The 26,874-nt window shown below is 56.9% G+C and carries 18 protein-coding genes and 2 other RNA genes; 13 read left to right on the forward strand and 7 right to left on the reverse strand.

All coding sequences use genetic code 11. The features are described from left to right. Positions 1-2,295 (reverse strand): xanthine dehydrogenase molybdopterin binding subunit (xdhB, locus tag ACZ9H3_RS00005; protein WP_476218871.1); only part of this gene is annotated, 2,295 nt, incomplete at its 3' end. Then, positions 2,288-3,742 carry a xanthine dehydrogenase small subunit gene (xdhA, locus tag ACZ9H3_RS00010; RefSeq protein WP_476218873.1) on the reverse strand — a complete coding sequence of 485 codons (1,455 nt, stop codon included), beginning with the start codon at positions 3,740-3,742 and terminating at the stop codon, positions 2,288-2,290. The genes xdhA and xdhB, both read right to left, overlap by 8 nt. A 239-nt stretch (positions 3,743-3,981) precedes the next feature. Between xdhA and ACZ9H3_RS00015 the strand changes: the two genes are divergently transcribed. The 8 genes from ACZ9H3_RS00015 to ACZ9H3_RS00050 all read left to right on the forward strand — a co-directional run bounded on the left by ACZ9H3_RS00015 (position 3,982) and on the right by ACZ9H3_RS00050 (position 15,308). After that, a complete protein-coding gene (locus tag ACZ9H3_RS00015; RefSeq protein ID WP_065760382.1) occupies positions 3,982-4,641 on the forward strand; it encodes a GntR family transcriptional regulator in 660 nt (219 codons plus the stop codon). 2 nt (positions 4,642-4,643) lie between these two features. Further along, positions 4,644-8,132 carry a chromosome segregation protein SMC gene (gene smc, locus ACZ9H3_RS00020; protein WP_476218876.1) on the forward strand — a complete coding sequence of 1,163 codons (3,489 nt, stop codon included), beginning with the start codon at positions 4,644-4,646 and terminating at the stop codon, positions 8,130-8,132. 204 nt (positions 8,133-8,336) lie between these two features. Continuing rightward, positions 8,337-9,215, forward strand: a complete 879-nt coding sequence (gene zipA, locus ACZ9H3_RS00025; protein WP_454241080.1) for a cell division protein ZipA — start codon at positions 8,337-8,339, stop codon at positions 9,213-9,215. Positions 9,216-9,455: 240 nt separating this feature from the next. Next, positions 9,456-11,822, forward strand: a complete 2,367-nt coding sequence (ligA, locus tag ACZ9H3_RS00030) for an NAD-dependent DNA ligase LigA (protein WP_476218879.1) — start codon at positions 9,456-9,458, stop codon at positions 11,820-11,822. Between the two features lie 111 nt (positions 11,823-11,933). Continuing rightward, positions 11,934-12,030: signal recognition particle sRNA small type (gene ffs / locus ACZ9H3_RS00035), an RNA gene on the forward strand. Between the two features lie 348 nt (positions 12,031-12,378). Further along, on the forward strand, positions 12,379-13,284 hold the full coding sequence (locus tag ACZ9H3_RS00040) for a DUF4352 domain-containing protein (protein WP_476218881.1): 906 nt from the start codon (positions 12,379-12,381) through the stop codon (positions 13,282-13,284). 164 nt (positions 13,285-13,448) lie between these two features. Further along, positions 13,449-14,483, forward strand: coding sequence for a hypothetical protein (locus ACZ9H3_RS00045; protein ID WP_476218883.1), 1,035 nt, complete (start codon positions 13,449-13,451; stop codon positions 14,481-14,483). 153 nt (positions 14,484-14,636) lie between these two features. Beyond that, complete coding sequence (locus tag ACZ9H3_RS00050) at positions 14,637-15,308, forward strand: hypothetical protein (protein ID WP_476218885.1); 672 nt, start codon at positions 14,637-14,639, stop codon at positions 15,306-15,308. Between the two features lie 219 nt (positions 15,309-15,527). Here ACZ9H3_RS00050 and ACZ9H3_RS00055 read toward each other — a convergent pair whose 3' ends face one another. The 4 genes from ACZ9H3_RS00055 to ACZ9H3_RS00070 form a co-directional block, all read right to left on the reverse strand. Continuing rightward, positions 15,528-16,145: a recombinase family protein gene (locus ACZ9H3_RS00055; protein WP_476218887.1), complete on the reverse strand. Its 618-nt coding sequence runs from the start codon at positions 16,143-16,145 to the stop codon at positions 15,528-15,530. A 133-nt stretch (positions 16,146-16,278) separates the two neighbouring features. Beyond that, positions 16,279-16,494, reverse strand: a complete 216-nt coding sequence (locus ACZ9H3_RS00060) for a hypothetical protein (protein ID WP_476218889.1) — start codon at positions 16,492-16,494, stop codon at positions 16,279-16,281. A gap of 713 nt (positions 16,495-17,207) precedes the next feature. Beyond that, positions 17,208-17,870 carry a hypothetical protein gene (locus tag ACZ9H3_RS00065; RefSeq protein ID WP_476218891.1) on the reverse strand — a complete coding sequence of 221 codons (663 nt, stop codon included), beginning with the start codon at positions 17,868-17,870 and terminating at the stop codon, positions 17,208-17,210. Between the two features lie 938 nt (positions 17,871-18,808). Continuing rightward, on the reverse strand, positions 18,809-20,107 hold the full coding sequence (locus tag ACZ9H3_RS00070; protein WP_476218893.1) for a tyrosine-type recombinase/integrase: 1,299 nt from the start codon (positions 20,105-20,107) through the stop codon (positions 18,809-18,811). Between the two features lie 149 nt (positions 20,108-20,256). Between ACZ9H3_RS00070 and ffs (ACZ9H3_RS00075) the strand changes: the two genes are divergently transcribed. From ffs (ACZ9H3_RS00075) to ACZ9H3_RS00095, 5 genes are all read left to right on the forward strand, one after another. After that, positions 20,257-20,351: signal recognition particle sRNA small type (ffs, locus tag ACZ9H3_RS00075), an RNA gene on the forward strand. Positions 20,352-20,548: 197 nt separating this feature from the next. Next, positions 20,549-22,579, forward strand: coding sequence for a DNA polymerase III subunit gamma/tau (dnaX, locus tag ACZ9H3_RS00080; RefSeq protein WP_476218894.1), 2,031 nt, complete (start codon positions 20,549-20,551; stop codon positions 22,577-22,579). Positions 22,580-22,649: 70 nt separating this feature from the next. After that, the gene (locus ACZ9H3_RS00085; RefSeq protein WP_065760970.1) at positions 22,650-22,976 is read left to right on the forward strand and encodes a YbaB/EbfC family nucleoid-associated protein; all 327 of its coding nucleotides are present in this window, start codon (positions 22,650-22,652) and stop codon (positions 22,974-22,976) included. Positions 22,977-23,268: 292 nt separating this feature from the next. Beyond that, on the forward strand, positions 23,269-23,736 hold the full coding sequence (locus ACZ9H3_RS00090) for a CS1 type fimbrial major subunit (protein ID WP_476218895.1): 468 nt from the start codon (positions 23,269-23,271) through the stop codon (positions 23,734-23,736). A 1,246-nt stretch (positions 23,737-24,982) separates the two neighbouring features. Next, positions 24,983-25,459 carry a CS1 type fimbrial major subunit gene (locus ACZ9H3_RS00095; RefSeq protein WP_476218897.1) on the forward strand — a complete coding sequence of 159 codons (477 nt, stop codon included), beginning with the start codon at positions 24,983-24,985 and terminating at the stop codon, positions 25,457-25,459. A gap of 367 nt (positions 25,460-25,826) precedes the next feature. Here ACZ9H3_RS00095 and ACZ9H3_RS00100 read toward each other — a convergent pair. Continuing rightward, a protein-coding gene (locus ACZ9H3_RS00100) for an IS5 family transposase (protein WP_476218899.1) occupies positions 25,827-26,746 on the reverse strand; the annotation gives its coding sequence in 2 pieces (ribosomal slippage) (positions 25,827-26,290 and positions 26,290-26,746; 921 coding nt in all). Positions 26,747-26,874 lie beyond the last annotated feature (128 nt).

Raw genomic sequence — 26,874 nt, forward strand, 5'->3', positions numbered from 1 at the left:
GATCAGCGGTTGCTCACGGTAATCGGCCAGGCTGGCCACGGCATCCTTGATGGCACACCAGACGGCGATACCGAGCATGAACGGCGGCTCGCCTACGGCCTTGGAGTGGAACACCGTGTCCTCCGGGTTCTTGCGGTTCTCGACCAGGCGCACCCGCAGGTCGATCGGCATGTCGGCCACGGCCGGAATCTTGTAGCTGGCCGGGCCGCTGGTCATCAGTTTGCCCTTGGCGTTCCACACCAGCTCTTCGGTGGTCAGCCAGCCCATGCCCTGGACGAAACCGCCTTCCACCTGACCGATGTCGATGGCCGGGTTCAGTGACGCGCCGACGTCATGCAGGATGTCGGTGCGCAGTACCTTGTACTCGCCGGTCAGGGTGTCGACGATCACCTCGGCGCAGGCCGCGCCAAAGGCGTAGTAGTAAAAGGGGCGGCCACGGGCCTGGCTGCGGTCGTAGTAGATTTTCGGGGTCTTGTAGAAGCCGGTGCTCGACAGTGAAACCTGAGCGAAGTAGGCCTGCTGCACCAAGGTGTCAAAGGACAGGATCTCATCGCGCACACGCACATGGCCATTGTGAAACACGACGTCTTCCGCGCTGACCTTGTACTGCCGCGCGGCAAATTCGACCAGGCGTTGCTTCAGGGTTTCAGCCGCGTTCTGCGCAGCCTTGCCGTTCAGGTCGGCGCCGCTGGACGCCGCAGTCGGCGAAGTGTTGGGCACCTTGTCGGTGTTGGTCGCGGTGATCTGGATACGCGAGATATCGACCTGGAATACTTCGGCCACCACTTGGGCAACCTTGGTGTTGAGGCCCTGGCCCATCTCGGTGCCGCCGTGGTTCAGGTGGATGCTGCCGTCGGTATAGAGGTGTATCAGCGCACCGGCCTGGTTAAGGAAGCTGGCGGTAAAGGAAATACCGAATTTTACCGGTGTCAGGGCCAGGCCTTTCTTCAGTATCGGGCTGTTGGCGTTGTAGCGGCGAATCGACTCGCGGCGCTCGGCGTAGTCGCTGCTGGCTTCCAGCTCTGCGGTGATTTCTTCGAGCATGTTGTGCTCGACGGTCTGGTGGTAATGGGTGACGTTGCGCTCGGTCTTGCCGTAATAGTTGGCCTTGCGCACCGCCAGCGGGTCGAGCACCAGATGGCGGGCAATACGGTCCATCACTTCCTCGATGGCGACCATCCCCTGTGGGCCGCCGAAGCCCCGGTAGGCGGTGTTTGAGGCGGTGTTAGTCTTGCAGCGGTGGCCGTTGACCGTGGCGTCGCCCAGGTAATAGGCGTTGTCGGCGTGGAACATGGCGCGGTCGACGATGGACGCCGACAGGTCGGGCGAGCAGCCGCAGTTACCGGCCAGTTCGAAATTGATGCCCTGCAGGCGTCCGCGGTCATCGAAACCGACATCGTATTCGACGTAGAAGGGGTGACGCTTGCCGGTCATGACCATGTCTTCCATGCGAGGCAGGCGCATCTTGGTCGGCTGGCCGGTCAGGTGCGCGATCACCGCGCAAAGGCAGGCCGGGCTCGCCGCCTGGGTTTCCTTGCCGCCAAAGCCACCGCCCATCCGGCGCATGTCGACCACCACCTTGTTCATCGGTACATCGAGCACTTCGGCGACCAGTTTCTGCACCTCGGTGGGGTTCTGGGTCGAGCAGTAGACGATCATGCCGCCGTCTTCGGTGGGCATCACCGAAGAGATCTGGGTTTCCAGGTAGAAATGCTCCTGGCCGCCGATATGCAGGGTGCCCTGCAAGCGATGGGGTGCATCGCGCAATGCGCTGGCCGAGTCCCCGCGCCGGTGGGTGTGGCTGTCGAGGACAAAGTGCTTTTTGCGCAGCGCGTCGACCACATCGAGCACCGGCTCCAGGTCTTCGTAGGTGATGATCGCTGCCAGCGCGGCGCGGCGCGCGGTGTCGAGGTCGCGTGCGGCCACAGCCACCACCGGCTGGCCGACGAACTGCACGGTGTCGATGGCCAGCAAGGGGTCGCCCGGCAGCAGCGGGCCGATGTCTTTCAAGCCCGGTATGTCTTCGTGAGTAATGGCAATGCGCACGCCCTCGAAGGCGTAGCAGGGCGCGGTGTCGATACTGACAATGCGCGCATGGGCACGGTCGGACAACCGGGCATACACGTGCAACTGATTCGGGAACTCCAGGCGGTCATCGATATACACCGCTTCGCCGGACACATGCTTGTCGGCGCTGTCGTGCTTGACGCTGCGGCCTACACCGCTGGTCATGTCCTGGCTGAACAGGTCGGCCAGCTCTGCCTGGCTCTTGGCGACGTGAGGATGGTTAGACATAAGCGGTCACCCGAGTCTCGATGTGCGGTGTTTGCAGTTCGATGAAGTATTTGCGCAGCAGGTTCTGCGCACTGAGCAAGCGGTACTCCTTGCTCGCGCGAAAATCCGACAGCGGTGTGAAGTCTTCGCTCAAGGCCTGGCAGGCCTGTTCAATCAGTGCCTGGCTCCAGGGCTTGCCTGTCAGCAGCGTTTCACAGGCCTGGGCGCGTTTCGGGATGGCCGCCATGCCGCCGAAGGCGATGCGTGCCTCGTGGATGACGCCGCCTTCGATGCGCAGGTTGATTGCCGCGCAGACCGCCGAGATATCGTCGTCCAGGCGTTTGGACAGCTTGTAGGCGCGGAACGCCCAGCCGGGTGAAGCCTTCGGCACGATGATCTTCTCGATGAACTCGCTCTCCTGGCGGGCGGTGATGCGGTAATCGATGAAGTAGTCTTCCAGGGCCAGGGTGCGCTGGCTGTCGCCTTTGCGCAGGACGATCTGGGCGCCCAGGGCGATCAGCAGGGGTGGGGCGTCGCCAATCGGTGATGCGTTGCCAATATTGCCGCCCAAGGTGCCCTGGTTACGGATTTGCAGCGAGGCGAAGCGGTGCAGCAGCTCGCCAAAGTCGGGGTACTCGGCGCTCAGTGCGTCATAGCAGTCGGTCAATGGCGTGGCGGCACCAATCTCGATATGCGCGTCGACGTGCTCGATGCGCTTCATCTCGGCGACGTTACCGACGTAGATCATCACTGGCAGGGTCTTGTGGAACTGCGTCACCTCAAGTGCCAGGTCGGTACCACCGGCCAGCAGGCGCGCTTCCGGGTGCGAGCCATAGAGCTCGGCCAGGTCGGCCACGGTCAGTGGAACCAGGCAGCGTTTATCGCCGCTGTTGAGCTCGCCGGTTTCTTTGGGCGCAATCGCCTTGAGCCGGGCGATGGTTTGCGCCTCGGCGGCATCGAACGGGTCGGCTGGCGGCTGGCAGCAGGCCTGTTCGGCGGCTGCCAGAATCGGCCGGTAACCGGTGCAGCGGCAGAGGTTGCCTGCCAGCGCCTCCTGGGCCTTGTGCAGGTCCGGGGCGTCGCTGTTCTTCTGCAGGGCGAACAGCGACATCACCACGCCGGGCGTGCAGAAGCCGCATTGTGAGCCGTGGCAGTCGACCATTGCCTGTTGAACGCTGTGCAACTGCCCTTGGTGTTTGAGCCCTTCAACACTGATCAGTTGTTTGCCATGCAGCGCCGACACAAAGGTCAGGCACGCATTCAGGCTGCGATAGCGCAGGCGTTCGAGGCCGTCCTGATCCGTATGGCGCTCAGCGACCACGACAGTGCAAGCGCCGCAGTCGCCGCTGGCGCAGCCTTCCTTGGTGCCGGGTTTGCCCAGGTGTTCACGCAGGTATTCAAGCACTGTCAGATTGGGGTCCAGGGCGTGCTCACTGCGCAGCTCCTGATTAAAGAGAAACTGGATCACGGAAGGCCTCACAAGCGAATTATTGTTGTTGAGCGGGGTTGTGCTGACTCTAAGCAGGCCTGACTTTTCGGTCAACATCTTTCTGACTTGCGGGTCAGGAAAATGATCGAAATGGCGCTTGGTACGCTCTACACCTGACTTTTTAAGCATAGAACGGGCCGAGAGGCCCTGCGCGAGTGGGGGGCAAGTGCGCTACAATCCCGCCCTTGTGCACCGTTCAAAGAGTTTGAAGGAAAACCATGACGTTCAAGGCGCCGGACAGCCTCTCCGAGCAAATTGCCCATTACCTGGCCGAACGGATCATTCGCGGCGAGCTCAAACCCGCCGAGCGTATCCAGGAGCTGAAGGTCACCCAGGCGCTGAATGTCAGCCGCGGCTCCGTGCGTGAGGCGCTGCTGATTCTCGAACGCCGGCATCTGGTCACGATCCTGCCGCGTCGCGGCGCGCACGTTACCGAGCTAAACGAGCACAATGTACGCAGCCTCTGCACGCTGATGAGCGAGCTGTACATCCTGTTGGGCAATGCCGTTGCCACGCACCTGCGCAGCGACACCGAGCTTGCTCCGTTTCTGGTCATTCAGCAGCGTTTGCGCGCTGCCTGCGAGCGCAAGGACATCAAGGCATTCGTTGAAGACAGCTTCGCGGTAATGCGCGCGGCCTATCCGTTTGCCAACAACCCTTACCTGCAGGAAACCGTCGAAAACCTGCAGCCGGCCATGAGTCGCACGTATTACCTGGCGCTGGATCAGCGCAAGGCCGAAATGGATGACTTCCTGGTGCTGTTCGCGCAATTGCTCGAGGCCGTGGTCGCACGTGACCTGCCGCGCATCCGCAGTGTGCTGGTCGAGTATTGTCAGCGCAGTTGCGACCTTGTGCTGACGGCGCTGGTACCTGCCTGAGCATGCGCCTCAAGTGCATTCGCCTGGCCGGGTTCAAGTCCTTCGTCGACCCGACCACCGTCAACTTCCCCAGTAACATGGCGGCCGTTGTCGGGCCCAATGGCTGTGGCAAGTCCAACATCATCGACGCGGTGCGTTGGGTGATGGGCGAAAGCTCGGCCAAGAACCTGCGCGGCGAGTCGATGACCGATGTCATCTTCAATGGTTCGACCAGCCGCAAGCCGGTCAGCCAGGCGAGTATCGAACTGGTCTTCGACAACAGCGACAACACCTTGGTCGGCGAGTACGCCGCCTATGCGGAGATCTCCATTCGCCGCAAGGTCACCCGAGACGCCCAGAACACCTATTTCCTCAATGGCACCAAATGCCGGCGCCGTGACATTACCGATATCTTTCTCGGCACCGGCCTGGGGCCACGCAGCTACTCGATCATCGAGCAGGGCATGATTTCCAAGCTGATCGAAGCCAAGCCCGAAGAGCTGCGCAACTTCATCGAAGAAGCCGCCGGTATCTCCAAGTACAAGGAGCGCCGCCGCGAAACCGAGAACCGCATTCGCCGCACCCATGAAAACCTCGAGCGCCTGACCGACCTGCGCGAAGAGCTGGAGCGCCAGCTTGAACGCTTGCACCGCCAGGCCCAGGCTGCCGAGAAGTACAAGGAATACAAGGCCGAGGAACGCCAGCTCAAGGCGCAGCTGGCGGCACTGCGCTGGCGTGCACTGAACGATCAGGTGGGCCAGCGTGAAGCGATCATCGGCGATCAGGAAGTGGCCTTCGAGGCATTGGTTGCGGAACAGCGCAATGCCGATGCCAGCATCGAGCGCCTGCGTGACGGTCACCATGAGCTGTCTGAACGGTTCAATCTGGTTCAGGGGCGGTTCTATTCGGTGGGCGGTGATATCGCCCGGGTCGAGCAAAGCATCCAGCATGGCCAGCAGCGCTTGCGCCAATTGCAGGATGACCTCAAGGAGGCCGAGCGTTCGCGTCAGGAAACCGAGTCGCACCTGGGGCATGACCGCACGTTGCTGGCAACCCTGGCTGAAGAGCTGGAAATGCTCGAGCCCGAGCAGGAAATGACCCTGGCGGCTGCCGAAGAGTCTGCCGCGACGCTGGAAGAAGCCGAAGGCACCATGCATGGCTGGCAGGAACAATGGGATAGCTTCAATACCCGTTCGGCCGAGCCGCGCCGTCAGGCCGAAGTGCAGCAGTCGCGCATTCAGCAACTGGAGCACAGCCTGGAGCGTCTGGCCGAGCGTCAGCGCAAACTGGGCGAGGAGCGTGACCAGCTCAGTGCCGACCCTGAAGACGCGGCGATACTGGAGCTGGGCGAGCAATTGGCCAGCAGTGAACTGCTCCTTGAAGACCTGCAACTGGAAGAGCAGCAGGCCGTCGAGCGGCTTGAGGCGCTGCGCGAGCAGTTGCAGCAGGTTGGCAGCGCTCAGCAGCAAACCCAGGGCGAGTTGCAGCGCCTGGGTGGTCGTCTGGCCTCGCTGGAAGCCTTGCAGCAGGCCGCGCTGGACCCTGGCAGCGGCACCGCTCGCTGGTTGCAGGCGCAGGGCCTGGCGCAGCGTCCGCGACTGGCCGAGGGCTTGCGCGTCGAGCCGGGCTGGGAACTGGCGGTCGAGACCGTGCTGGGCGCTGACCTGCAGGCCGTGCTGGTCGATGCGTTCACCGGTCTGGACCTGGCCAGCTTCGATCAAGGCGCATTGCGCCTGCTCGATGTACGCGGCACTGCGACGAGCCTGCCGGGCAGTTTGCTCGACAAGGTTCAAGGCCGTGTCGACCTGGCCCCGTGGCTGGGGCAGGTACGCCCGGTGGAAGATCTCGATGCGGCGTTGGCGCTGCGTGGCCAACTGGCCGAAGGGCAGAGCCTGGTCAGCCGTGACGGTTATTGGGTCGGGCGGCACTTCTTGCGGGTGTCGCGTGCCAGTGATGCCGAAGGCGGGGTGCTCGCCCGAGGGCAGGAGCTTGAGCAACTGCGCCTTGAGCACGAAGCCTTGCAGGCCGAACTGGAGCTTCTGGACGAGCAACTGCTCACGCTGCGCGAGCAACAGCGCAGCCTGGAGGACGGTCGCGAGCAGATCCGTCGCCGGGCACAGGACGAAGCGCGCCAGCAGGGCGAGCTCAAGGCGCAGTTGTCGGCGGGCAAGGCGCGTGCCGAGCAGCTGGCGCTGCGCCGTCGCCGTCTTGACGAGGAATTGAGCGAGGTGCTTGAGCAGCGTGCCATCGAGCACGAAAGCCTCGGTGAATCGCGCTTGCAACTGCAGGAAGCGCTTGACCTTATGGCCCAGGACACCGAGCAGCGTGAGCTGTTGCTGGCCCAGCGCGACAACCTGCGCGAGCGGCTTGACCGGGTGCGTCAGGAGGCGCGGCAGCACAAGGACCACGCCCACCAGTTGGCGGTGCGTTTGGGCTCGCTGCGTGCCCAGCACGACTCCACGCGTCAGGCGCTGGAGCGCCTCGAGTTGCAGTCCGAGCGGCTGACGGAAAAGCGTGAGCAGTTGACGCTGAACCTGGAAGAGGGCGAGGCGCCGCTGGAAGAGCTGCGGCTCAAGCTCGAAGAGTTGCTGGAAAAACGCATGAGCGTCGATGACGAAATGCGTCAGGCGCGCCTGCACATGGACGAAGCCGACCGCGAGTTGCGCGAGGCCGAGAAACGTCGCAGCCAGGCGGAGCAGCAGTCCCAGTTGCTGCGCGGCCAGCTTGAGCAGCACCGTATGGAATGGCAAGGGCTGAGTGTTCAGCGCAAGGCCTTGCAGGAACAACTGCACACCGATGGCTATGACCTGCACGGCGTGCTCGAAACCCTGACCGAGCAGGCCAGCGAGCAGGAAGCGGCGCTTGAACTGGAGCGTATCGACGGGCGTATCCAGCGCCTGGGCGCTATCAACCTGGCGGCCATTGATGAGTACCAGCAGCAGTCCGAGCGCAAGCGCTACCTGGACGCGCAGAACGACGACCTGGTCGAGGCGCTGGAGACGCTGGAAAACGTCATTCGCAAGATCGACAAGGAAACCCGTAATCGCTTCAAGGATACCTTTGATCAGATAAATGCCGGTTTACAGGCACTTTTCCCAAAAGTTTTCGGTGGCGGCAGCGCTTACCTGGAACTGACGGGCGAAGATTTACTCGATACAGGGGTGACGATCATGGCGCGCCCGCCTGGGAAGAAAAACAGCACCATCCACCTGTTGTCCGGTGGGGAGAAGGCGTTGACTGCCCTGGCGTTGGTGTTCGCGATCTTCAAGTTGAACCCGGCACCGTTCTGTATGCTCGACGAAGTCGATGCACCACTGGACGATGCCAACGTGGGGCGTTATGCCCGGCTGGTAAAAGAAATGAGCCAGACCGTGCAATTCATCTATATCACCCACAACAAGATCGCCATGGAAATGGCCGATCAATTGATGGGGGTGACCATGCACGAGCCCGGTTGCTCGCGCCTGGTGGCGGTTGATGTGGAGGAGGCGATGGCAATGGTCGACGCCTGATCGGGTGTCATAAGGCGTGAACCTGCGCTTAATGGACCTGTCAGTTGCGACAGACGGTGTAAAGTTATCTTTGGTCGTGCTAGCTTAATGGCAATTTTTATTACGCGTGGGCAAAACGCCTGTCAGAACATAGAGTTGGCGCCACGTTTTAAAGGGCTTTAAGCCCTTTATTTATCAGCATTTTTTACAGAGGCACGGGATTACATGGAAATCGGTCTGCGCGAGTGGCTGATCGTCATCGGCATTATTGTCATCGCCGGTATTCTTTTTGACGGCTGGCGTCGTATGCGTGGTGGCAAGGGTAAGCTGAAATTCCGTCTGGATCGCAGTTTCTCCAACCTGCCTGACGAGGAGAGCAGCCCTGATGTGCTGGGGCCTTCCCGTGTGCTGGACAATCACAAGGAGCCGGAGCTGGATGAGCAGGACCTGCCATCCATGAGTGCGCCGCTGCGTGAGCGTGAACGTGAGAGCAAGCCGAAGTCTTCCAAGCGCAACAAGCGTAACAGCGAGCCGCAACAGGGCGACCTGAACCTGGCCGCTGAGCCGCGTGAGCCGGACCTGTTCGCCGATGCGTCCGATGACTTCCCGGACGAAACGCGCACCAAGAGCACCGGCTTTGGCGCTGCCAATGCAGGCAAAGAGTTGCCACCGGTAGAAGAAGTGCTGGTGATCAGCGTGATTTCCCGTGACGAGGGCGGCTTCAAGGGCCCGGCGCTGCTGCAGAACATTCTTGAAAGCGGTTTGCGTTTTGGCGAAATGGACATTTTCCACCGTCACGAAAGCATGGCCGGTAACGGCGAAGTGCTGTTCTCCATGGCCAACGCAGTCAAGCCAGGTGTATTTGACCTAGACGACATCGACCACTTCAGCACGCGTGCAGTGAGCTTCTTCCTGGGCCTGCCGGGCCCGCGTCATCCGAAGCAGGCATTCGACGTGATGGTGGCGGCTGCACGCAAACTGGCCCACGAGCTCAACGGTGAGCTCAAAGATGACCAGCGTAGCGTCATGACCGCGCAGACCATCGAGCACTACCGCCAGCGCATCGTCGAGTTCGAGCGTCGGGCGCTGACCCAGAAGCGTTGATCCCAAGCACCCTAAACACTCAAAGAGCAGCCACGGCTGCTCAGGTTGCTGACAGCCCCCCTGTGTGATCTTCGTGGGAGCAGGCGTGCCTGCGAAGCGATCGATGGGGTGCCCGTGAATTCGCGGCGCCTGCATCGCAGACAAGCCTGCTCCTACCGTGAGAAAACCGCTGAAAAGCGGGGGTGTGTCAGCAGCCTGGGCAGCCAGGGTTGCTCTTTTGCATGGCAAGAGAACACGAACATGACCGTCGAAACCCGAATCCTCGCACTGCGTGCCGAACTCCAGCAGCACAACCGGCGCTACTACGAGCAGGATGCCCCGAGCATTCCGGATGTCGAGTATGACCGCCTGTTCCGCGAACTGCAGGCCCTGGAAGCAGAACACCCCGAACTGGTGACAGCCGACTCGCCCACCCAGCGTGTTGGTGGCGCAGCGCTGTCGGCCTTCAGCCAGGTGCGCCATGAAGTGCCCATGCTGAGCCTGGGTAACGCTTTCGATGAAAGCGACCTGCGTGACTTTGATCGACGGGTGGTCGAAGGGCTGGAGCTGCCAGCGGGCGACCTGTTCGGGGACGGCGCGGCCGTGGAGTACAGCTGCGAGCCGAAGCTCGATGGCCTGGCGGTCAGCCTGCTCTATCGCGATGGCCTGCTGGTGCAAGGCGCAACCCGTGGCGATGGCACCACCGGCGAAGACATCAGTGTCAACGTGCGTACCGTGCGCAACATTCCGCTCAAGCTAGAGGGGGCAGGGTGGCCGGCCGTTTTGGAGGTGCGCGGTGAAGTGTTCATGTCCAAGGCGGGCTTCGATCGGTTGAACGCCAGCCAGATCGAAAACGGCGGCAAAACCTTCGCCAACCCGCGTAACGCCGCCGCAGGCAGCCTGCGTCAGCTCGACTCGAAAGTCACCGCGAGCCGGCCGCTGGAGTTCTGCTGCTATGGCCTGGGGCAGGTCTCGGCAGACATTGCCGACACCCATGTCGGCATTTTGCAGCAACTCAAGGCCTGGGGCTTGCCGATCAGCCACGAACTGAAACTGGCCGTGGGTGTAGCGCAATGCCTGGACTACTACCGCGACATCGGCCGTCGCCGCAATGACCTGCCCTATGAAATCGACGGCGTGGTGTTCAAGGTCAACAGCCTTGCCTATCAGCGCGAGTTGGGTTTTCGCGCGCGTGAGCCGCGTTGGGCGATTGCCCACAAGTTTCCGGCCATGGAAGAGCTGACCGAAGTACTCGACGTGGAATTTCAGGTGGGCCGTACCGGCGCGGTGACGCCAGTGGCGCGCCTGAAGCCGGTGAAGGTCGCCGGGGTCACGGTAGCCAACGCGACCTTGCACAACATGGACGAAGTCGACCGGCTGGGCTTGCGGATCGGTGACACGGTGATCATCCGCCGTGCTGGCGACGTGATTCCTCAGGTCATGCAGGTGGTGCTGGAACGGCGCCCGGAAGATGCACGCCCGGTTCATATTCCGCACACCTGCCCGGTGTGTGGTTCGCACGTCGAGCGTACCCAGTTGGTCAAGCGCAGCAAGGGCAAGGAGACGGTCAGCGAGGGCGCCGTCTACCGCTGTGTCGGGCGCCTGGCGTGTGCCGCGCAGGTCAAGCAGGCGATCATCCATTACGTCTCGCGCCGAGCCATGGACATCGACGGGCTGGGTGAGAAAAGCGTCGAGCAACTGGTCGACGAAGGCCTGATCCGTTCGCCTGCCGATCTCTACAGCCTGACCTTCGAGCAGATCGTCGACCTGGAAGGCTTTGCCGAGTTGTCCAGCAAGAACCTGCTGGCGGCCATCGAGCAGAGCAAACAGCCAGCGTTGGCGCGGTTCATTTATGCCTTGGGTATTCCTGATGTCGGCGAAGAAACCGCCAAGGTGCTGGCGCGCTCCCTGGGTTCGCTGGCGCGGGTGAGGGTGGCGTTGCCTCAAGTGCTGACCTACCTGCCGGATATCGGCCTGGAAGTGGCCCATGAGATCCACAGTTTCTTTGGCGACGCCCACAACCAGGCGGTCATCAACCAATTGCTCGGCGCCGGCATCGCCTTGCAGGATGAAGGCGAGGTGCATGCCGAGTTCGCTGCCAGCACCACCCTGGCAGGCCTCATCGAAAAACTGAACATCCCGGGCATTGCCGCGACCGGCGCCAGGAACCTGGCCGAAAAAGCCGGCAGCCTCGAGCAGGTGATCGCGCTGAGCCGCGACTGGCTCGAACTGAGCGTCATGAAAGGCCTTAACGAAAAGGCCAAGCAGGGCTTGTGTGAATTTTTCGCCGTACCGGACAACGTAGCCCAGGCGCTTGCCATCGAGGCGCAATTGTCTGAGTTCGGCATGCACTGGGCCAGTGAGAAAAAAGTCGCCGAAGGCTTGCCGCTGGCCGGCCAGACCTGGGTGCTCACCGGTACCCTGGAGCGCATGAGTCGCGACGTGGCGAAGGTCAAGCTGGAAGGGCTGGGTGCCAAGGTTGCCGGCTCGGTCTCGGCCAAGACCCACTGCGTGGTCGCCGGCCCCGGCGCGGGTTCCAAGCTGGCCAAGGCCAATGAACTGGGCCTTCAGGTGATGGATGAGGACGCCTTTGTCGTCTTCCTCGCCAGCCACGGCATCGAGGCATGAAGCCAAGTCCTTGAGAAACGTTGGTTTTTTCTTGAGGCAGAGGTTGTAACTTGGCGCAAGACCGGTACAATGGCGCGGCTCGTCGCTTGATGAGCCGCGTAGTGGTGGCCCCATCGGTCCCCCCGCAACGATTACCCGTCAACCTGGTCAGGCCCGGAAGGGAGCAGCCATAGCGGGAACATCGTGTGCCGGGGTGTGGCTGGTGGGGCCGCCTCCATTACGTAAGTCCTTGAATTCTCAAGGATTTCTCGCTCAAAAAATCTCGAAGTGTGACAGCGTTTAGGTACACCTAAGTGGTGCACTGTGCTGGCAATCTTACCTTGATCATTTTCATCTCGCCATTACGGCCGATTGATCTGCGTTGTCGTTGTTGAGTATCCGGGGCTGGGCGGGGGCTAAGGTTTATCGCGGTCGTGCCCACGCTAGCATCATCCAGCCCACCCCTCTGGGTGTATTCGAGTCATCCGTAGCCAATATCCAAGTGAAATTTGTTGTTGGCAACGTGCCATCTGGATACGCTTTGGCCATCACTTAAGGCCGTCCAAAGGGATTTGAAATGCGTACCAGTCGCTTCGCGATCACTCTGATGATCTGTCTTGCAGTCCCCGGATTATCCATCGCAGCTACGAAGAAGAACGCCAATAAGCAGGTGCTGCCAGACTGCGACAAAGTTCTAGTTGATGGAAGTGGCCTATCTACAGAAGAAAATGAGTTCCTTTTCTCAGTCCAGAAAACATTGATGACTGCCGAGTCCCTCGGGTTTGCTCTTGGTAACGACACTGTTTTAGGAGACTTCTATGCCCAACGGAAGGGTAAGGAGTTCAACGCTGATTTGATGAAGCTCAAAGAACTATCCCGCAAGCAATCCATGGGGTGGCTGATGGGGCATGACTTCGATGAGGCTAACACCGCATTGAGAGCTGCGCTTAAAGAGCGAAAACTCTCAACGGACGCCTACAACGTAGGTGTATGTCGTGTAGGCGCCATGGCAAGCTCTTCGACCAATGCCTACAACATGTATGTCACAACTTACCTGAAGGGGCTTGAGGAGAAGCGGGTTGGCATGCAGGCGCAAGTTGGATATTTCGACGTGACTGTAAATGATTGCACTCTCAGTAAGTCCATTGATACTGGCAATCGCTTCACTGCTGTAAAGCCAGATGCTGATGCGCGTTATCTCACGGTGAACGCCACTTTTAAGAATACTGACAACGAGGGCCGACTCCCATTTGAGGGAAGTCTGTTTATCAGGAAGGACGGCAAGGATTATAAATTTGACACTACGGAATCGGTAATGAGTGAAGGGTACGGCATCCGATTGAGGTCTCTGAATCCCTTCATCAAGCTCACAACGAAGATTGTCTACAAAGTTCCCAATGAATTGAGTGGTGACGTTTATTGGAGGCCGGGTAGAAATGCAGAGGACAAGAAGCTTTGGTGCACTCGGTTACCTGCCGTATGATACTTGCCCTATGGTCAGACGGTGAGCACAATCTGCTATTAACGTAATGGAGAAAATTATAATGAAAGCACAGTTGGTTGCACTGGTTGGGCCTGTAGCTACAGTACCAATGATGAGCCATATGCAGTGGTAAGAATGTTCAGGTATTTCTGAGGGGGCGAGTTATGGCACATTTAGGGAAAAGCTGGGCAGGCAGGGCATTTGGTACAAATACTGGAAATCTTGCTATCTCCTTTACTAGGGATGAGGACGAGCTTGAAGGGATCATTAGATTTCAAGATGAACAGTATGGCGTCGTCGTGTACAATGTGACAGGCACGTTCAAAGACGGTATTCATTTAACAGGAAAGACAGCGACTGTTGTTGAGAACGTGATGTTCGGCGACTTGACGGTTGAGGGTGTTCTTACTACGGAGGGAAGTTTGAAAGGTGAGTGGTCGACTACCCTCGGGTCTGGCGGGCCATTTATCGCACATCCTCATGGTGGGTCTAAAACCCTAAATGCTTCGACCTCGGACGTAAAAATCGAGCAGTTCTATACACGCACCCATACTCTAGGTGCGTTGAATTTAGATAGAGAGGCTGTACTTTCACTGATCGAATTGGTGAAGAAAGATTTCAATTCAGGTGGGCGGCTGATTATCACATACCGCAATGGTGGGTCAGAGGTCACTAAGTATGGTGCTGATTTTGAAGCTGCAATTGATGGTCTTGATGAACTGAATTATCTGAAATTGTTCATACAGGAACCGGATGAGTTCGGCGTGAACAAGATGGTCATTGTTGAACTTGTTGAACATGGTATAAGCAAAATTGTTGTTCAAGGTGTGCGTGAAATTTGGGTTGAGGGGAAAGCAAGGGTTTTGCTGGATGAACTCAATAAGAGAAGGAGGAATTTAGTAACGAACTTCAAAAAGCATGGCGTTAGCCTGACTCAGCTAGCATTCTTCGCTATGTTGGTTGTGATAGTGGATATTCAGTCATTCTGGAAAAGGGCAGGCTTCGTAGTGGTGTTTGTAATTACTATAAGGATTATCGAGTGGTTGCATATGTCATACATTCCCAATGCCACGATTAGAATGAGCAGGGGTAAGCAATCTCTCAACTCTAAGTACGGTGTATCAATAGTTTCATGGTTGGCGACGATTTTGGGGGCTCTAATAAATAGCTATCTTGCCTATCTGTTGATTCCTAAGTGATGCAGGAAAGAGTGTTTTCACACGAAACTCCGCTAGCCTCGCCGCCGAAAAGTAGCCCCTTACAAACACAGTTTTATTGGAAGTAGATAACGGTGTTGGCCATTTGGTTTAGAGTAGGCTACGATGCCTCCCGTCCTGCCAGCGGAGAAACTCATGGGCACCGTTAGTAATTTCATCACTACAATCAAGAACAGCGAGCAAGCACTAGAACTCTTCAAAGATGGTGGAGAGGTAGCCATTGATGCTGTCTTGGAAGACAAGTTTTGTATAGATGGAGTGTTCAAAGAGATTCCAATACTCAGCATTGCAATTAGCCTATACAAGGCGGGTAACAAAGTCTCTGCACATTTCTTTGCAAAGAATATGCTTGCTTTCCTTACAGAAATCAACAAGGTTTCTCCCCGCAAGCGTATTGAGTTCCTAAACAAGAATTGTGCCGATCAGGAAGGGGTCGAAAATGTAGGTGAAGTAGCTTTGATGATCTTAGATAAACTGGATCACCCCAAGCTTGCGACAATGCTTGGGCGCGCCTTTGCACTCATGACTCTTGGCACGATAAGTAAGCAATCTTTCGACATTTATGCTCACATCATCAAGAGCTTGAACCCATACCTACAGCAACAGATAAAGCAATGTTATCAAATTAAAGGCATGATTGCGGTTGATGCACCAGCTGCAAGCATACTGGCAAATTATGGATTGCTGAAGGTTGGCTATAAATCAACCTACAGTGGTGATACGGCCGATATGGATATCTCTGTAAGGCCAACAGAATTTGGCGAGACGTTCTATAACCAAATTATTGTAGGGGGCATCATATACTGATTTCCCAGCCCCCGCGCCGCGATGACCATGCACCTTAAGCTTGTTCTTGATTTCAGGCTGGAGAAAGTAATACAGACGGGGTGTATGGCGTTTGGAAAAATAGAATTAAGCGTGCATCTCTTAACGATGTGCAATCGGCCAAGCCAGAAGTTGTCGTAAATATTAAATAACTCTGAGTCCTTTGAGAGCCGCTTATAACAACGCTATCTGCGGCAAGCCTCAAGCCATCTCACGCTTGATCCTGTACACCGTAGCAACGCCACAGCCAGCCACCTTGGCGATATCATCAGCAGACATAGTTGGGTGCTTTGCTAGAGTTTCCTTCACCTTAGCCCATTTGGCGGTGTCTTTGCCTTTCCCCGCTGGCTTCCAATGTGGTTCTGCAATCCGCTTGTTCTTCAAGCCTTCCATGATACGTTCAACACGTTTTTCTTGGTCGAGACGAGCCATGGTTGCCATGAGTTCGATGAGCATATCGTTGATTACCCGCATCACTTCACCTGCAATGCCGCTTGTTGCCATCTGCCAACTGGTTGGAAGGTCAGCGATTACCAGACGTAGCCCCTTGGCCTTGATTGTGGTCTTGAGGGTCTCCCAATCTGCTTGAGACAGGCGGCTCAACCTGTCTACGGATTCGCACAACAACACGTCTCCAGCTTCAGCAATGTTCAATAGCTTCATCAACTCAGGGCGTTCCAGCTTAGTCCCGCTTATGTTCTCGCTGTAGATACCTGCAATCGTCAAACCGTTATCACCAGCGAATTTCTCTAGGGAAGTCTTTGCACGATTGGCGTCTTGATCCTTGGTAGATGCACGGAGATACAGGTGGGCGTTCATGGCTAGCTATCCGTTAGAGTAACATTCGATAGATCTATGATAATGCGATCAGTTAGCTATCTGGAATAATTATCTGATAGTTTCGGACGGACGGTTATCGCACTACCAGACAACTAGAGTTCTTTGATAGCAATTATTGCCTGAGCTTTAGAATTCCAGCGGTGATGGCGGACGCGTTCGCATCGAGAGCCTGCAATGCGGTGACCGCGTTTTCATGCGTTTCGCTTGAACCACTGGCCTTAGCCCACAGGGTCAACTCTTCGATTGCTGCGGCTAAGGCATGTTGGTTGTGCAACAGCAGAGTGAGTACATCTGCGGTCGCTATGTTGGCTTCTGTGTTGTCTGGCATGGCAGTCGTCCTTGAGTGTTAGGTGTGCGGCCAGATTACCATTTTTGCATTTTTTCAATTCCCGGCGCCGCCTGAGAAAAAGGAAATTGCTTAGCGATGTGGGGAGAAGAAGGGGTTTATTGTGCTAATTCGTACAAAATAAACTTAGCAGGATATTGTTCAATATGGCTTACAGTCAATGAAATCAGGGTGTGTAGCGATATTGGCAAGATTTTCCTTCGCAATACCCAAGGATTAAGATCATAAGTTTTGTATAGGTTTACTTGGGTTAACTGGTTGGTTTTTATCAATCCTATTAAAGTCACGCAATGTATAAACAGCAGGGACATGTATGCTACGCATCAAGGAGGGAAACAACCTGAGCTTCGTTCAGAAGGTTTGCACTGGAAGAGTTACCCAGATAAAAACAAAACAGATAATGCCTACCCTAAGAACTGACGTTCTTGATCCGTACAGAACCATCCTGTCAGGATGATAAAGGGTAGCCTTGTGACGGCAACGTCACGGAGTATAACCACTTTTTTGGGGGGTTGATTTCATCAATTATTATCCCCCATAACATTCCAAGTGTATCAACCTTCAGTCGTACCGACTGGGTAGTGTCATTTCAGTGTGCGAATGTTTCACCTTCTATATCCGAGCGTAATTCAGCCACCGATGTGACCTACCCTAAAGGTCGTTCGCTTCTCTCTCTTATCCGAGCGTAATTAAATTCAAGCCAATTCTTGCAGAATATCCGTGCTGCCATCGTGGTACGAATTGGAAAAGTCCACTTCGAACTGGAGTTGCTGGAGGACAGTCGGATTGCGTTCAAGGTAGAGCTCCATTCCGCCAATGGCGAGTCGTGCACACTGGCAGATTCTTCGTGCTTGCTGGTCGCTCATGGGGCGCAATCCTTCAAGGCGAATCACGCGCTTCACGACCTCAACACTGATCTCATCCAAAAGGCATGCCCGTAGTACGTGGGAAGGCTTTACGTTCAGCTTGTCGTTGCTATCGCCGGCCGCTACATAGCAGGAACCATAAACATAATCGTCCACCCATCCACGTTTCTCGGCGTGGGCCACCTTCAACAAGCTGACGATCTGGTTGGGCTTCACCTTGGGCTTTGGCCCGCGTTTAGCTCGTTGGGCGTCAAGGTCAATCACGCTATCTGGCACACCTTCCACTTCAACTTCGGTAACGTCAGGACGTGGCGCCGGATCAAGCTCAAAGCTTTTGTGTGTCGCTGAGGTCTTACCGACCTGGGGCAGTTCGTAATCGTAGGGGGCGGGGGCTAGGGCGTGGGTGGTGTAGCTTCCCAGCACTTGGCCTGTGGCTGGGTCAACAATAAATCCGTCGATGTTATGTGTACGCATACGTGCGATGTGTTGCATGGGTTGGTTCTCCTGTTCTATTTATCTCTTCATGGGCATTCCTCGCGGTATTGCCGGTTACTGTTACTTGTCTTGTTGAAGGGTGTGCTTTGCCTATTTTCGACAAATACACCCCCGTATATACTGGTTGAAACTCATACAAAAATACCCAGCCCATAGGGTAGGTAGGGTTAGGCTTTTTTACATGAGTTTGGGCCAGTAAGTAGTGGTTCTAGTTACGAACCTGTAGCAGTTCGAAAAAAGCAGGGCTTACGCTTGCTAGCTCTCCGACGTCGACCAAAGTACCGTTGCGGGATCGCAGCCTTGCCCGTTTATCGTACTTGGCCAAGATGGCATCGGACACCCGTACTGCACGATACTTTGTAGTCAGCCTTGGTTTGAGGCTTGAACTAATGATCTTGACTATCAGATTTGATTCTTTATCGATTACAATGTAATTCGGCATTTTTATATTTCTCCTTGTGTTATTTTTGGGTTGGCGTTCACCTCTATTTGGTTATGCCTACATAGATTTTGGCCGAAGTGGTTGGCCAGTGCTGATCACAGTAGTGCTGGTAAGTTAAGTAAGTCTGATGTTCATAAATACCTCCGTTCTACTGAAAAATGGGCGTAAAAATACCGACTCAAGGTCGGCATCGGGCTCGTCATTCTTCTCTCTACGGAGGAGTGCTAACTCAGCTATTCGATGTCGTCGACCTAAATGTTGGTGTTGCTTCGATTGCGTTTATCATGGAGCTTTTCATAATCTGCTGTGACCGTCGGTAATGGTCAGCCAAAATTTAGACGTTAAAAAACCTCCTGCGATTTCTGTGCTTTTTATTTGCACTGAGGTCGCGTAGAGGCTTCTTAGTTGTATGTCTGCTTACTGGGCAGACAGAAATAGTCTCATAACGTAGGGTCGCCTGTCAAGACTTAGTTGCTTCTGGGTTTTTTGTGTGTTAAGTGGGGTGTAGGTGTGAAAGAGCATCTGCCATCGCTTTTATGGGCGTTCGGCTTCCATAAACGCCAAATGTAACGGCAGAATCTTCATGCCCAACTATTCGTTTGATCAAGGAGTCTTGAACTCCTGCCTCTCGCAGATCATCGATCATCGTGTGACGGAAGCTGTGGAATGTTTTCTTCGGATCATTTACCCCCCTTTTAGTCCTGTACCGACTGAACCATTTTGATGGGGCGTGGCCGAGCTTTCCTCGCACCGAATCAAGCTCAGGGAACAAGCGTTCTGAGCCCTGATCGCGTTTACCGTTCATATAGTCAAGGAATCCGAGACGAATCAGTTCAGGATGAATCGGCAGTGTTCGACGACTACTGCTGTTCTTAAGATTTTGGGATTCGTGGCTATCGTCTATGCGCATGCACTCGATGCCTTGCAGGTTGATGAAGTCGCCAGTCCGCAACTGGCAAAGCTCTTCCAATCGGGCTCCAGTAAACCTCCCCAAAAGCGGGAGCCAGTATCGCCAAGGATGCTTACGTGCCTCAGACGTGAGTGCGGTTAAATCGAGAAGGGCAGTCAGGTCGTCTGGATCAAATGAGAGCCGTGCGTCCTTGGCTGATCCCGTCATGACTTTCATGCCCACCAGCGGATTCTCCGCTATGTACCCGTTTGACTTGCACCAGTTCAGGAAGGCCGAGAGCTTGCGTAAGCGATTGTTCACCGTAACCGCCGTGATCGTCTTGTACGTGCAGGCGGACTCGACAACCTGTTTCAGTGTCTTGCCTTTGAACTCAGGGCGTAAGCCAAAGTACTGGGGGCAACGACTGAGCCGTTCCTTTAATAGGCGAGCTTGCTGCACGTCGAAGGCTGCGGCTGGCATGTCACCCATAAGCTCGAACAGGTCGGCAAGGGCGCGCTCGATGTCATCAGTGCTGCCCTGTCGCCATGTACCGCCGCGTTTCCCTTCTTCTGTATATAGCTTGGCGAGGGTGGCGAGGGTAGGTCCGTCGCTTCTCTGCTTTGCTGTGGGTGCTGGAGCCTTCCGAGGTGCAGTCTGGACGGTTGGCTTAGGTGTGGATTCACGCCACTGCACGCACAACGCACGCAGCGTTTCGGGGGGCGTCAGAGGGTGTTCACTCAAGTGTTTACTTACCTGCTGAGCCAATGAGGTGGCAAGGAATAGGGCTGCCTGACGCTCTCGCACCCGTAGGGATATGCGAAGGGTGTGACGCTTGGGGAATAGGTGCTTCGGTAGTCGAAGGTTAAGGTAGTAAACGGATTGGCGACGGACGATGTAGGCCATGAGAGAGCACCAGAGTGGACCAATAAAGTGGACCAGTTGAGTGGAACAATTCTGGTCACACCTCGTCCTTTGAGCGCCCGTGCTGAGTGTCCGCACAGGTGGAAAGCTTGCTACCTCATCAGCCTGAAACCCTTACCCCAAAAGGCCCGCAACGATTACCCAGCATGCTTGCATGCCACCTGGTCAGGCCCGGAAGGGAGCAGCCATAGCGGGAACATCGTGTGCCGGGGTGTGGCTGGTGGGGTCGCCTCCATTTAGAAAGTCACCCCTCCTTATATTTCCTCTCTCAGACAGCGCTTTTGCTGTGTGAGCGGTCGGCTTTTCGACGATTGAGCCGCCTGCTGCCTGTCCTCTTGCACAGCGTAGACGACACCGGATGCAATTTTGCCCCCGCTCCGCTAGCATTAGCCCTCTTCAGCTTCTGGATCGCGACGGTTTTCGATGAGTTATCAGGTTCTTGCACGTAAATGGCGTCCGCGCTCGTTCCGCGAAATGGTCGGCCAGACCCATGTGCTCAAGGCCCTCATCAACGCGCTGGACAACCAGCGCCTGCACCACGCCTACCTGTTTACCGGTACCCGGGGTGTGGGCAAGACCACCATCGCGCGCATTATTGCCAAATGCGTTAACTGCGAAACCGGCATCACCTCGACCCCGTGCGGCACCTGTTCGGTCTGCCGGGAGATCGACGAAGGGCGTTTTGTCGACCTGATCGAGATCGACGCCGCCAGCCGGACCAAGGTCGAGGACACCCGCGAGCTGCTCGACAACGTGCAGTACGCCCCTAGCCGTGGGCGCTTCAAGGTCTACCTGATCGACGAAGTCCACATGCTCTCCAGCCACTCGTTCAACGCCTTGCTCAAGACGCTGGAAGAGCCGCCGCCTTACGTCAAGTTCATCCTCGCCACCACCGATCCGCAGAAACTGCCGGCCACGATCCTGTCGCGCTGCCTGCAGTTCTCGCTGAAAAACATGACCCCGGAACGCGTTGTCGAGCACCTGAGCCATGTGTTGGGTGTCGAGAACGTACCGTTTGAAGATGATGCACTGTGGCTGCTTGGTCGCGCTGCCGACGGTTCGATGCGTGACGCCATGAGCCTGACCGACCAGGCCATCGCCTTTGGTGAAGGCAAGGTGTTGGCCGCCGATGTCCGGGCGATGCTCGGTACCCTTGACCACGGCCAGGTCTACGGAGTGCTCCAGGCACTGCTTGAGGGCGATGCCAGGGCATTGCTCGAGGCGGTTCGGCAATTGGCCGAACAGGGCCCGGACTGGAGCGGTGTGCTCGCTGAAATGCTCAATGTGCTGCACCGCGTGGCCATTGCCCAGGCCTTGCCCGAGGCGGTCGATAACGGCCAGGGTGACCGCGAACGCGTGCTGGCACTGGCGCAGGCACTGCCTGCCGAAGATGTGCAGTTTTACTACCAGATGGGCCTGATTGGCCGCCGTGACCTGCCGCTGGCACCCGACCCGCGCAGTGGTTTCGAGATGGTGCTGTTGCGGATGCTGGCCTTCCGTCCGGCCGATACCCCGGACGCACCCAGGCCAACGCTAAAGCCAGTGGGGATCAGCCAGGCCACAGCTGATTCCACGGTAGCAGTGGCTGCGGCCACCGCTATGCCGCCGGTACAGGCGCCCGTGGCCGTGGCCGAGTCACCAGCCCCTGTGCCGGTCTTGCCGGCTGAGCCTGAACCGGTTGCAGAACCCGCTCCCGTTGTGTCGGTACCGGCTGAGGCCGAGATCGATCTGCCGTGGAACGACCCGCCCATGGTGCAGCCTGCTTTAGAGCCAGAGCCAGAGCCAGTCGCTGAAGCGGACGTGGTCGAGGCGGCACAGCCTGTTGTTTCAGTGGCCGCGCCGGTGCAGGAAGCGCCGCCACCGCACGATGATGCCAGCTACAGCCCGGCGGGCATGGAGCGTGACGACGAGCCGCCGCTGGACGAGGATTACTACGAACCTGAGCTGGACCCGATGGGCTACAGCTACCTGGACGAACTGGCCAGCGAAATGGTGCCCGCCGTTGCCGAGCCTGAACCGGTAGTCTTGCCGGCCGCCCAGCCGGCCACCGGGCTTGCGCTGCAATGGTTGGAAATGTTCCCTGCGTTGCCGGTTTCCGGCATGACCGGCAATATCGCCGCCAACTGCACCCTGATGGCCGCCGAGGGCGACAATTGGCTGCTGCATCTGGACCCAGGGCAGGGCGCGTTGTTCAACGCCACCCAGCAACGTCGCCTTAACGACGCGCTGAACCAGCACCTGGGGCGCAGCATCAACCTGGTCATTGAACTGATCCAGCCCCAGCAGGAAACCCCGGCCCAGGCCGCTGCGCGTCGCCGTGCCGAGCGCCAGCGTGATGCTGAAGCGTCAATTCATGCTGATCCGTTCATCCAGCAGATGATCCAGCAGTTCGGTGCCGTGGTGCGTGAGGATACTATTGAACCTGTGGACGCTTTGGTTGGCCAAAGCGAGTAACTGAATGACACTGGCGGCCTGGAGCGTGCTCCTGGCCGTATTCCGTAATGTGATACTTGAGGTGATCCCCATGATGAAAGGTGGCATGGCCGGCCTGATGAAGCAGGCACAGCAGATGCAGGAAAAAATGGCCAAGATGCAGGAAGAACTGGCCAATGCTGAAGTGACCGGTCAATCCGGTGCAGGCCTGGTCAGCGTGGTGATGACCGGGCGTCACGACGTCAAGCGCATCAGCATCGACGACAGCCTGATGCAGGAAGACAAGGAAGTCCTCGAAGACCTGATCGCCGCCGCCGTCAACGACGCGGTACGCAAGGTCGAGCAGAACAGCCAGGACAAAATGGGCAGCATGACCGCCGGCATGCAACTGCCACCGGGCTTCAAAATGCCGTTCTAAGGCGTCAGTCTTAAAAAATGCCAGGCCAATGCCTGGCATTTTTTTTGTTCGAACATTAGAGATTACTTGTAGGCAAATGATGCGAAATTGAAAATCCTGAGGAAAATTCCTACGTCCTTCGAGCTCTGCGCCTACATAAGCGGGGCAGAAGGATGTCGATAATGTGCGCATTGGTTGGCAGCGACTGCGATCTGAATGATAGCGCTGCAGGCCATGAACAGGGGGCGCCGGTTGGCGTTTCTGTTAAGCCTTACTAACCGCTTGAATTCGCACATTATCAAAGGTGCATATCATGAAATACTGGATCATCCCGTTCGCCATGCTCGCTGCCGGTAGCGTTTTTGCCAGTAACACCGTTCGCAAGCAAGTTGAAGTCATTGCCCATATTCCTGCCGCTGCGTTTTATGTTGTGGCTGAAAACGGCTGGGATACTCGGGTGCAAGAGTTGAGCTACAACGTGGTAACCGAAACGCTGAGGCCCGTCGTTCAGCGCCTGATTGCCAAGAGCACCACCGGGGCCATTGAGGCCCGACTTGAAGGCCCGGCCCAGATGAATAGTGGCGCCGATGCAATCAACCTTAATGTCAGCATCAATGGGGTTGCTCTGGACAATACCGCCAAGATTGTGGTGCCTGAGAGTCAAAGGGGCAACCAGGTGTTCATTCCGATCGAAATCTCTGCCCAGGCGGGCCCTTATGCGCCGGGTAGTTACTCGGGCATGGTCAACATGACCTTTGAAACACCGCTTGTTTCGCGCTGATTGCTTAGCATATAGCGCTTCTGCCAAACCCGGGGTTCGCACTTGATGCAGTGCGAACCCCAGGTTTTTTCGTTTAGGTCTACGGCACCCCACCGAAGCCATCGCAGGCAAGCCAGCTCCAACACGGCTCGCGCCAGCCTGTAGGAGCGGGTCTTGCCCGCGATGCAGGCACCGCGAACTCGCTGGCACCCCACCGAAATCATCGCAGGCAAGCCAGCTCCAACAGCGCCCGCGCCAGCCTGTAGGAGCGGGTCTTGCCCGCGATGCAGGCACCGCGAACTCGCTGGCACCCCACCGAAATCATCGCAGGCAAGCCAGCTCCAACAGAGCCCGCGCCAGCTGTAGGAGCGGGTCTTGCCCGCGATGCAAACGCCGCGCACTCACTGAAACCCCACCGAAGCCATCGCAGGCAAGCCAGCTCCAACAGGCCCCGCGCCAGCTGTAGGAGCGGGTCTTGCCCGCGATGCAAACGCCGCGCACTCACTGGCACCCCACCGAAGCCATCGCAGGCAAACCAGCTCCAACAGAAAGTGCAACCTGTAGGAGCCGGGCTTGCCCGCGATGCAAACGCCGCGCACTTACTGAAACCCCACCGAAGCCATCGCAGGCAAGCCAGCTCCAACAGGCCCCGCGCCAGCTGTAGGAGCGGGTCTTGCCCGCGATGCAAACGCCGCGCACTCACTGACACCCCGCCGACGCTATCGCAGGCAAGCCAGCTCCAACAGGCCCCGCGCCAGCTGTAGGAGCGGGTCTTGCCCGCGATGCAAACGCCGCGCACTCACTGAAACCCTACCGAAGCCATCGCAGGCAAGCCAGCTCCAACAGAGCCCGCGCTAGCCTGTAGGAGCCGGGCTTGCCCGCGATACAAACTCCGCGGACTCACTGACACCCCACCGACGCCATCGCAGGCAAGCCTTGCTCCTACAGAGTGACCGTGTTGCCAACAAATGTGGTAGGCGCTGCGTGCGTGCTGATACCCCACTGATCCTATCGTAGGCAAGGCCTACTCCTACAACGGTGCAGTCACGGGTTATGCGCTTATCGCGGGCTTTAGTAAGAATATTCCTATATTTTTTGAACTTGGTACCTACATCTTGCGTGTAAAGCAATCGCCATACTGTGCGCATTGGTTAGCAGTGATGAATGTCTGACAGATAGCGCTGTAAGCCATAGACAGGAACTTGCTTATGTAAGGCTGTCGATTACATCAAACACATCGTTTCTCGAAATTCCCTGTGGAGTTCAAATGAAAAAGTTTATGGTTGTTCCTTTCGTCATGCTCGCTGCTGGTAGCGCCTTTGCTGTTCAGACGGAAAGCAAGGCAGTTGATGTCACTGCTTATATTCCAACCAGTGCATTCTATGTTCAGGCTGAGGCAGGTTGGGATACTGCCCCTCAAGCATTGGCTTACGATCCGGTTCCGGGAGCTTTGATACCCTTCCAAAAACGTTATGTTGCCAAGAGCACCGAGGGCGCCATTAGCGCCAAGCTTGACAGTTTGCCGCAAATCAACAGCGGCGCAAACGCCATTCTCCTTGATGTTAAGTTGAACGGCATCGCACTGACTACTACCAGCACGGAAGTTATCCCGGCTCCTGTTGCCGCGACAGAGTCGTTCATGATGTTCAATGTTGCTGCTCAGGCCGGTCCATATCAGCCTGGTAACTACAGCGGCACTGTCAACATGACGTTTGAAACTCCGGCGCCAATTACTGTGCCGTAACATTTTTGGAATAACCGCTACACCGTCTCTAGTTTGAATGCCTGGGGGTATTGTGTTCCCCCTCGTGCCCCCAGGCTGCTATTACGCTTTTCCCGTTTAAACCTCCCCATCTTTAATTGTTCGCGCTTGTTTTTGCGCGAGTCGGGGACTTATTGCCCGAGAGATGATCATGACAACTTTTCCGTACGCCAAAAGTTTGTTAGGGAAGCTCCGAACAAGTTGCTCATCAGCCGGAAATGGACGGCCTGGGGATGCCGAAAAACCCGATTTTCAGCCGCTCATTATTGGATAACCAAGGCAAAGCCTTGGTTATCTGCCCTCATGGGCGCACCTCTCCCACAGCAGGCAATAATTGCCTGCGCACCATCTACAGATTCGACAGGGCAAACAGCGTGGTCAGTTGCGCCGTGTTCTTGGCCAACCCACGAAAGCGGGTTTTCACATAACCGAATTGGCGCTTGATCACACGGAATGGATGTTCGACTTTCGCTCGCGCCTGCGCTTTGACCTTCTCGATCTTGCGTCTGGCTTTGTAGAGCACGCTGCGTTTGTTCAAGTGCTTGTAGGTACTACGACGAGCCGCAATCTGCCAGATTACCGGCCGTCCTTCGTGCTCCGGCCGCTTCTCCACGCCGGTATAACCCGCATCGGCACAGATGACATTTTCATCGCCATGCAACAGGTGAGCGACCTCCGTTACATCAGCCACATTCGCCGCTGTGCCGTGGACGTGGTGCACCAGGCCCGACTCGGCATCGGCACCGATATGCGCCTTCATGCCGAAGAAGTACTGGTTACCCTTCTTCGTCTGATGCATCTCGGGATCGCGCTGCCCTCCTTGTTCTTGGTCGAACTGGGCGCGTGGACAATGGTGCCCTGGCGCAACGACAGGCCCTTGTCTCGTAGGTAATTGTTGATGGTTTCCAGAATCCCCGAAGCTAGTTCGTGTTTCTCCAGCAGGTGCCGGAAATTCATGATTGTCGTATCTTCGGGGATCGGAGCGCTGAGCGTCAGGCGAGCAAACTGGCGCATCGAAGTGATCTCGTACAGCGCCTCTTCCATGGCTGGGTCGCTCAGCGAGAACCAGTTCTGTAGCAGGTGAATGCGCAGCATGGTATCCAGTGGGTACGGCTTGCGACCACCGCCGGCCTTTGGGTAATGCGGCTCGATCAATGCCACCAAACCGCTCCACGGCACCACCTGCTCCATCTCGGCCAGGAAACGCTCGCGACGGGTTTGCTTGCGCTTACCGGCGTACTCGAAATCGGAAAAGCTCATCTGACTCATGGGATGGAGGGGGCTTGTAGAGGGCAATTGGACGGAGGGCTATTTCAGCACAGGTCAGGTGGCCTGTGCTGACTTGATCGGAGAATCCTTAATGCTTTGTAGTATTTTTCTGTAGTGACCTGGATGCT

This window comes from Pseudomonas sp. TE3910, from assembly GCF_056279025.1.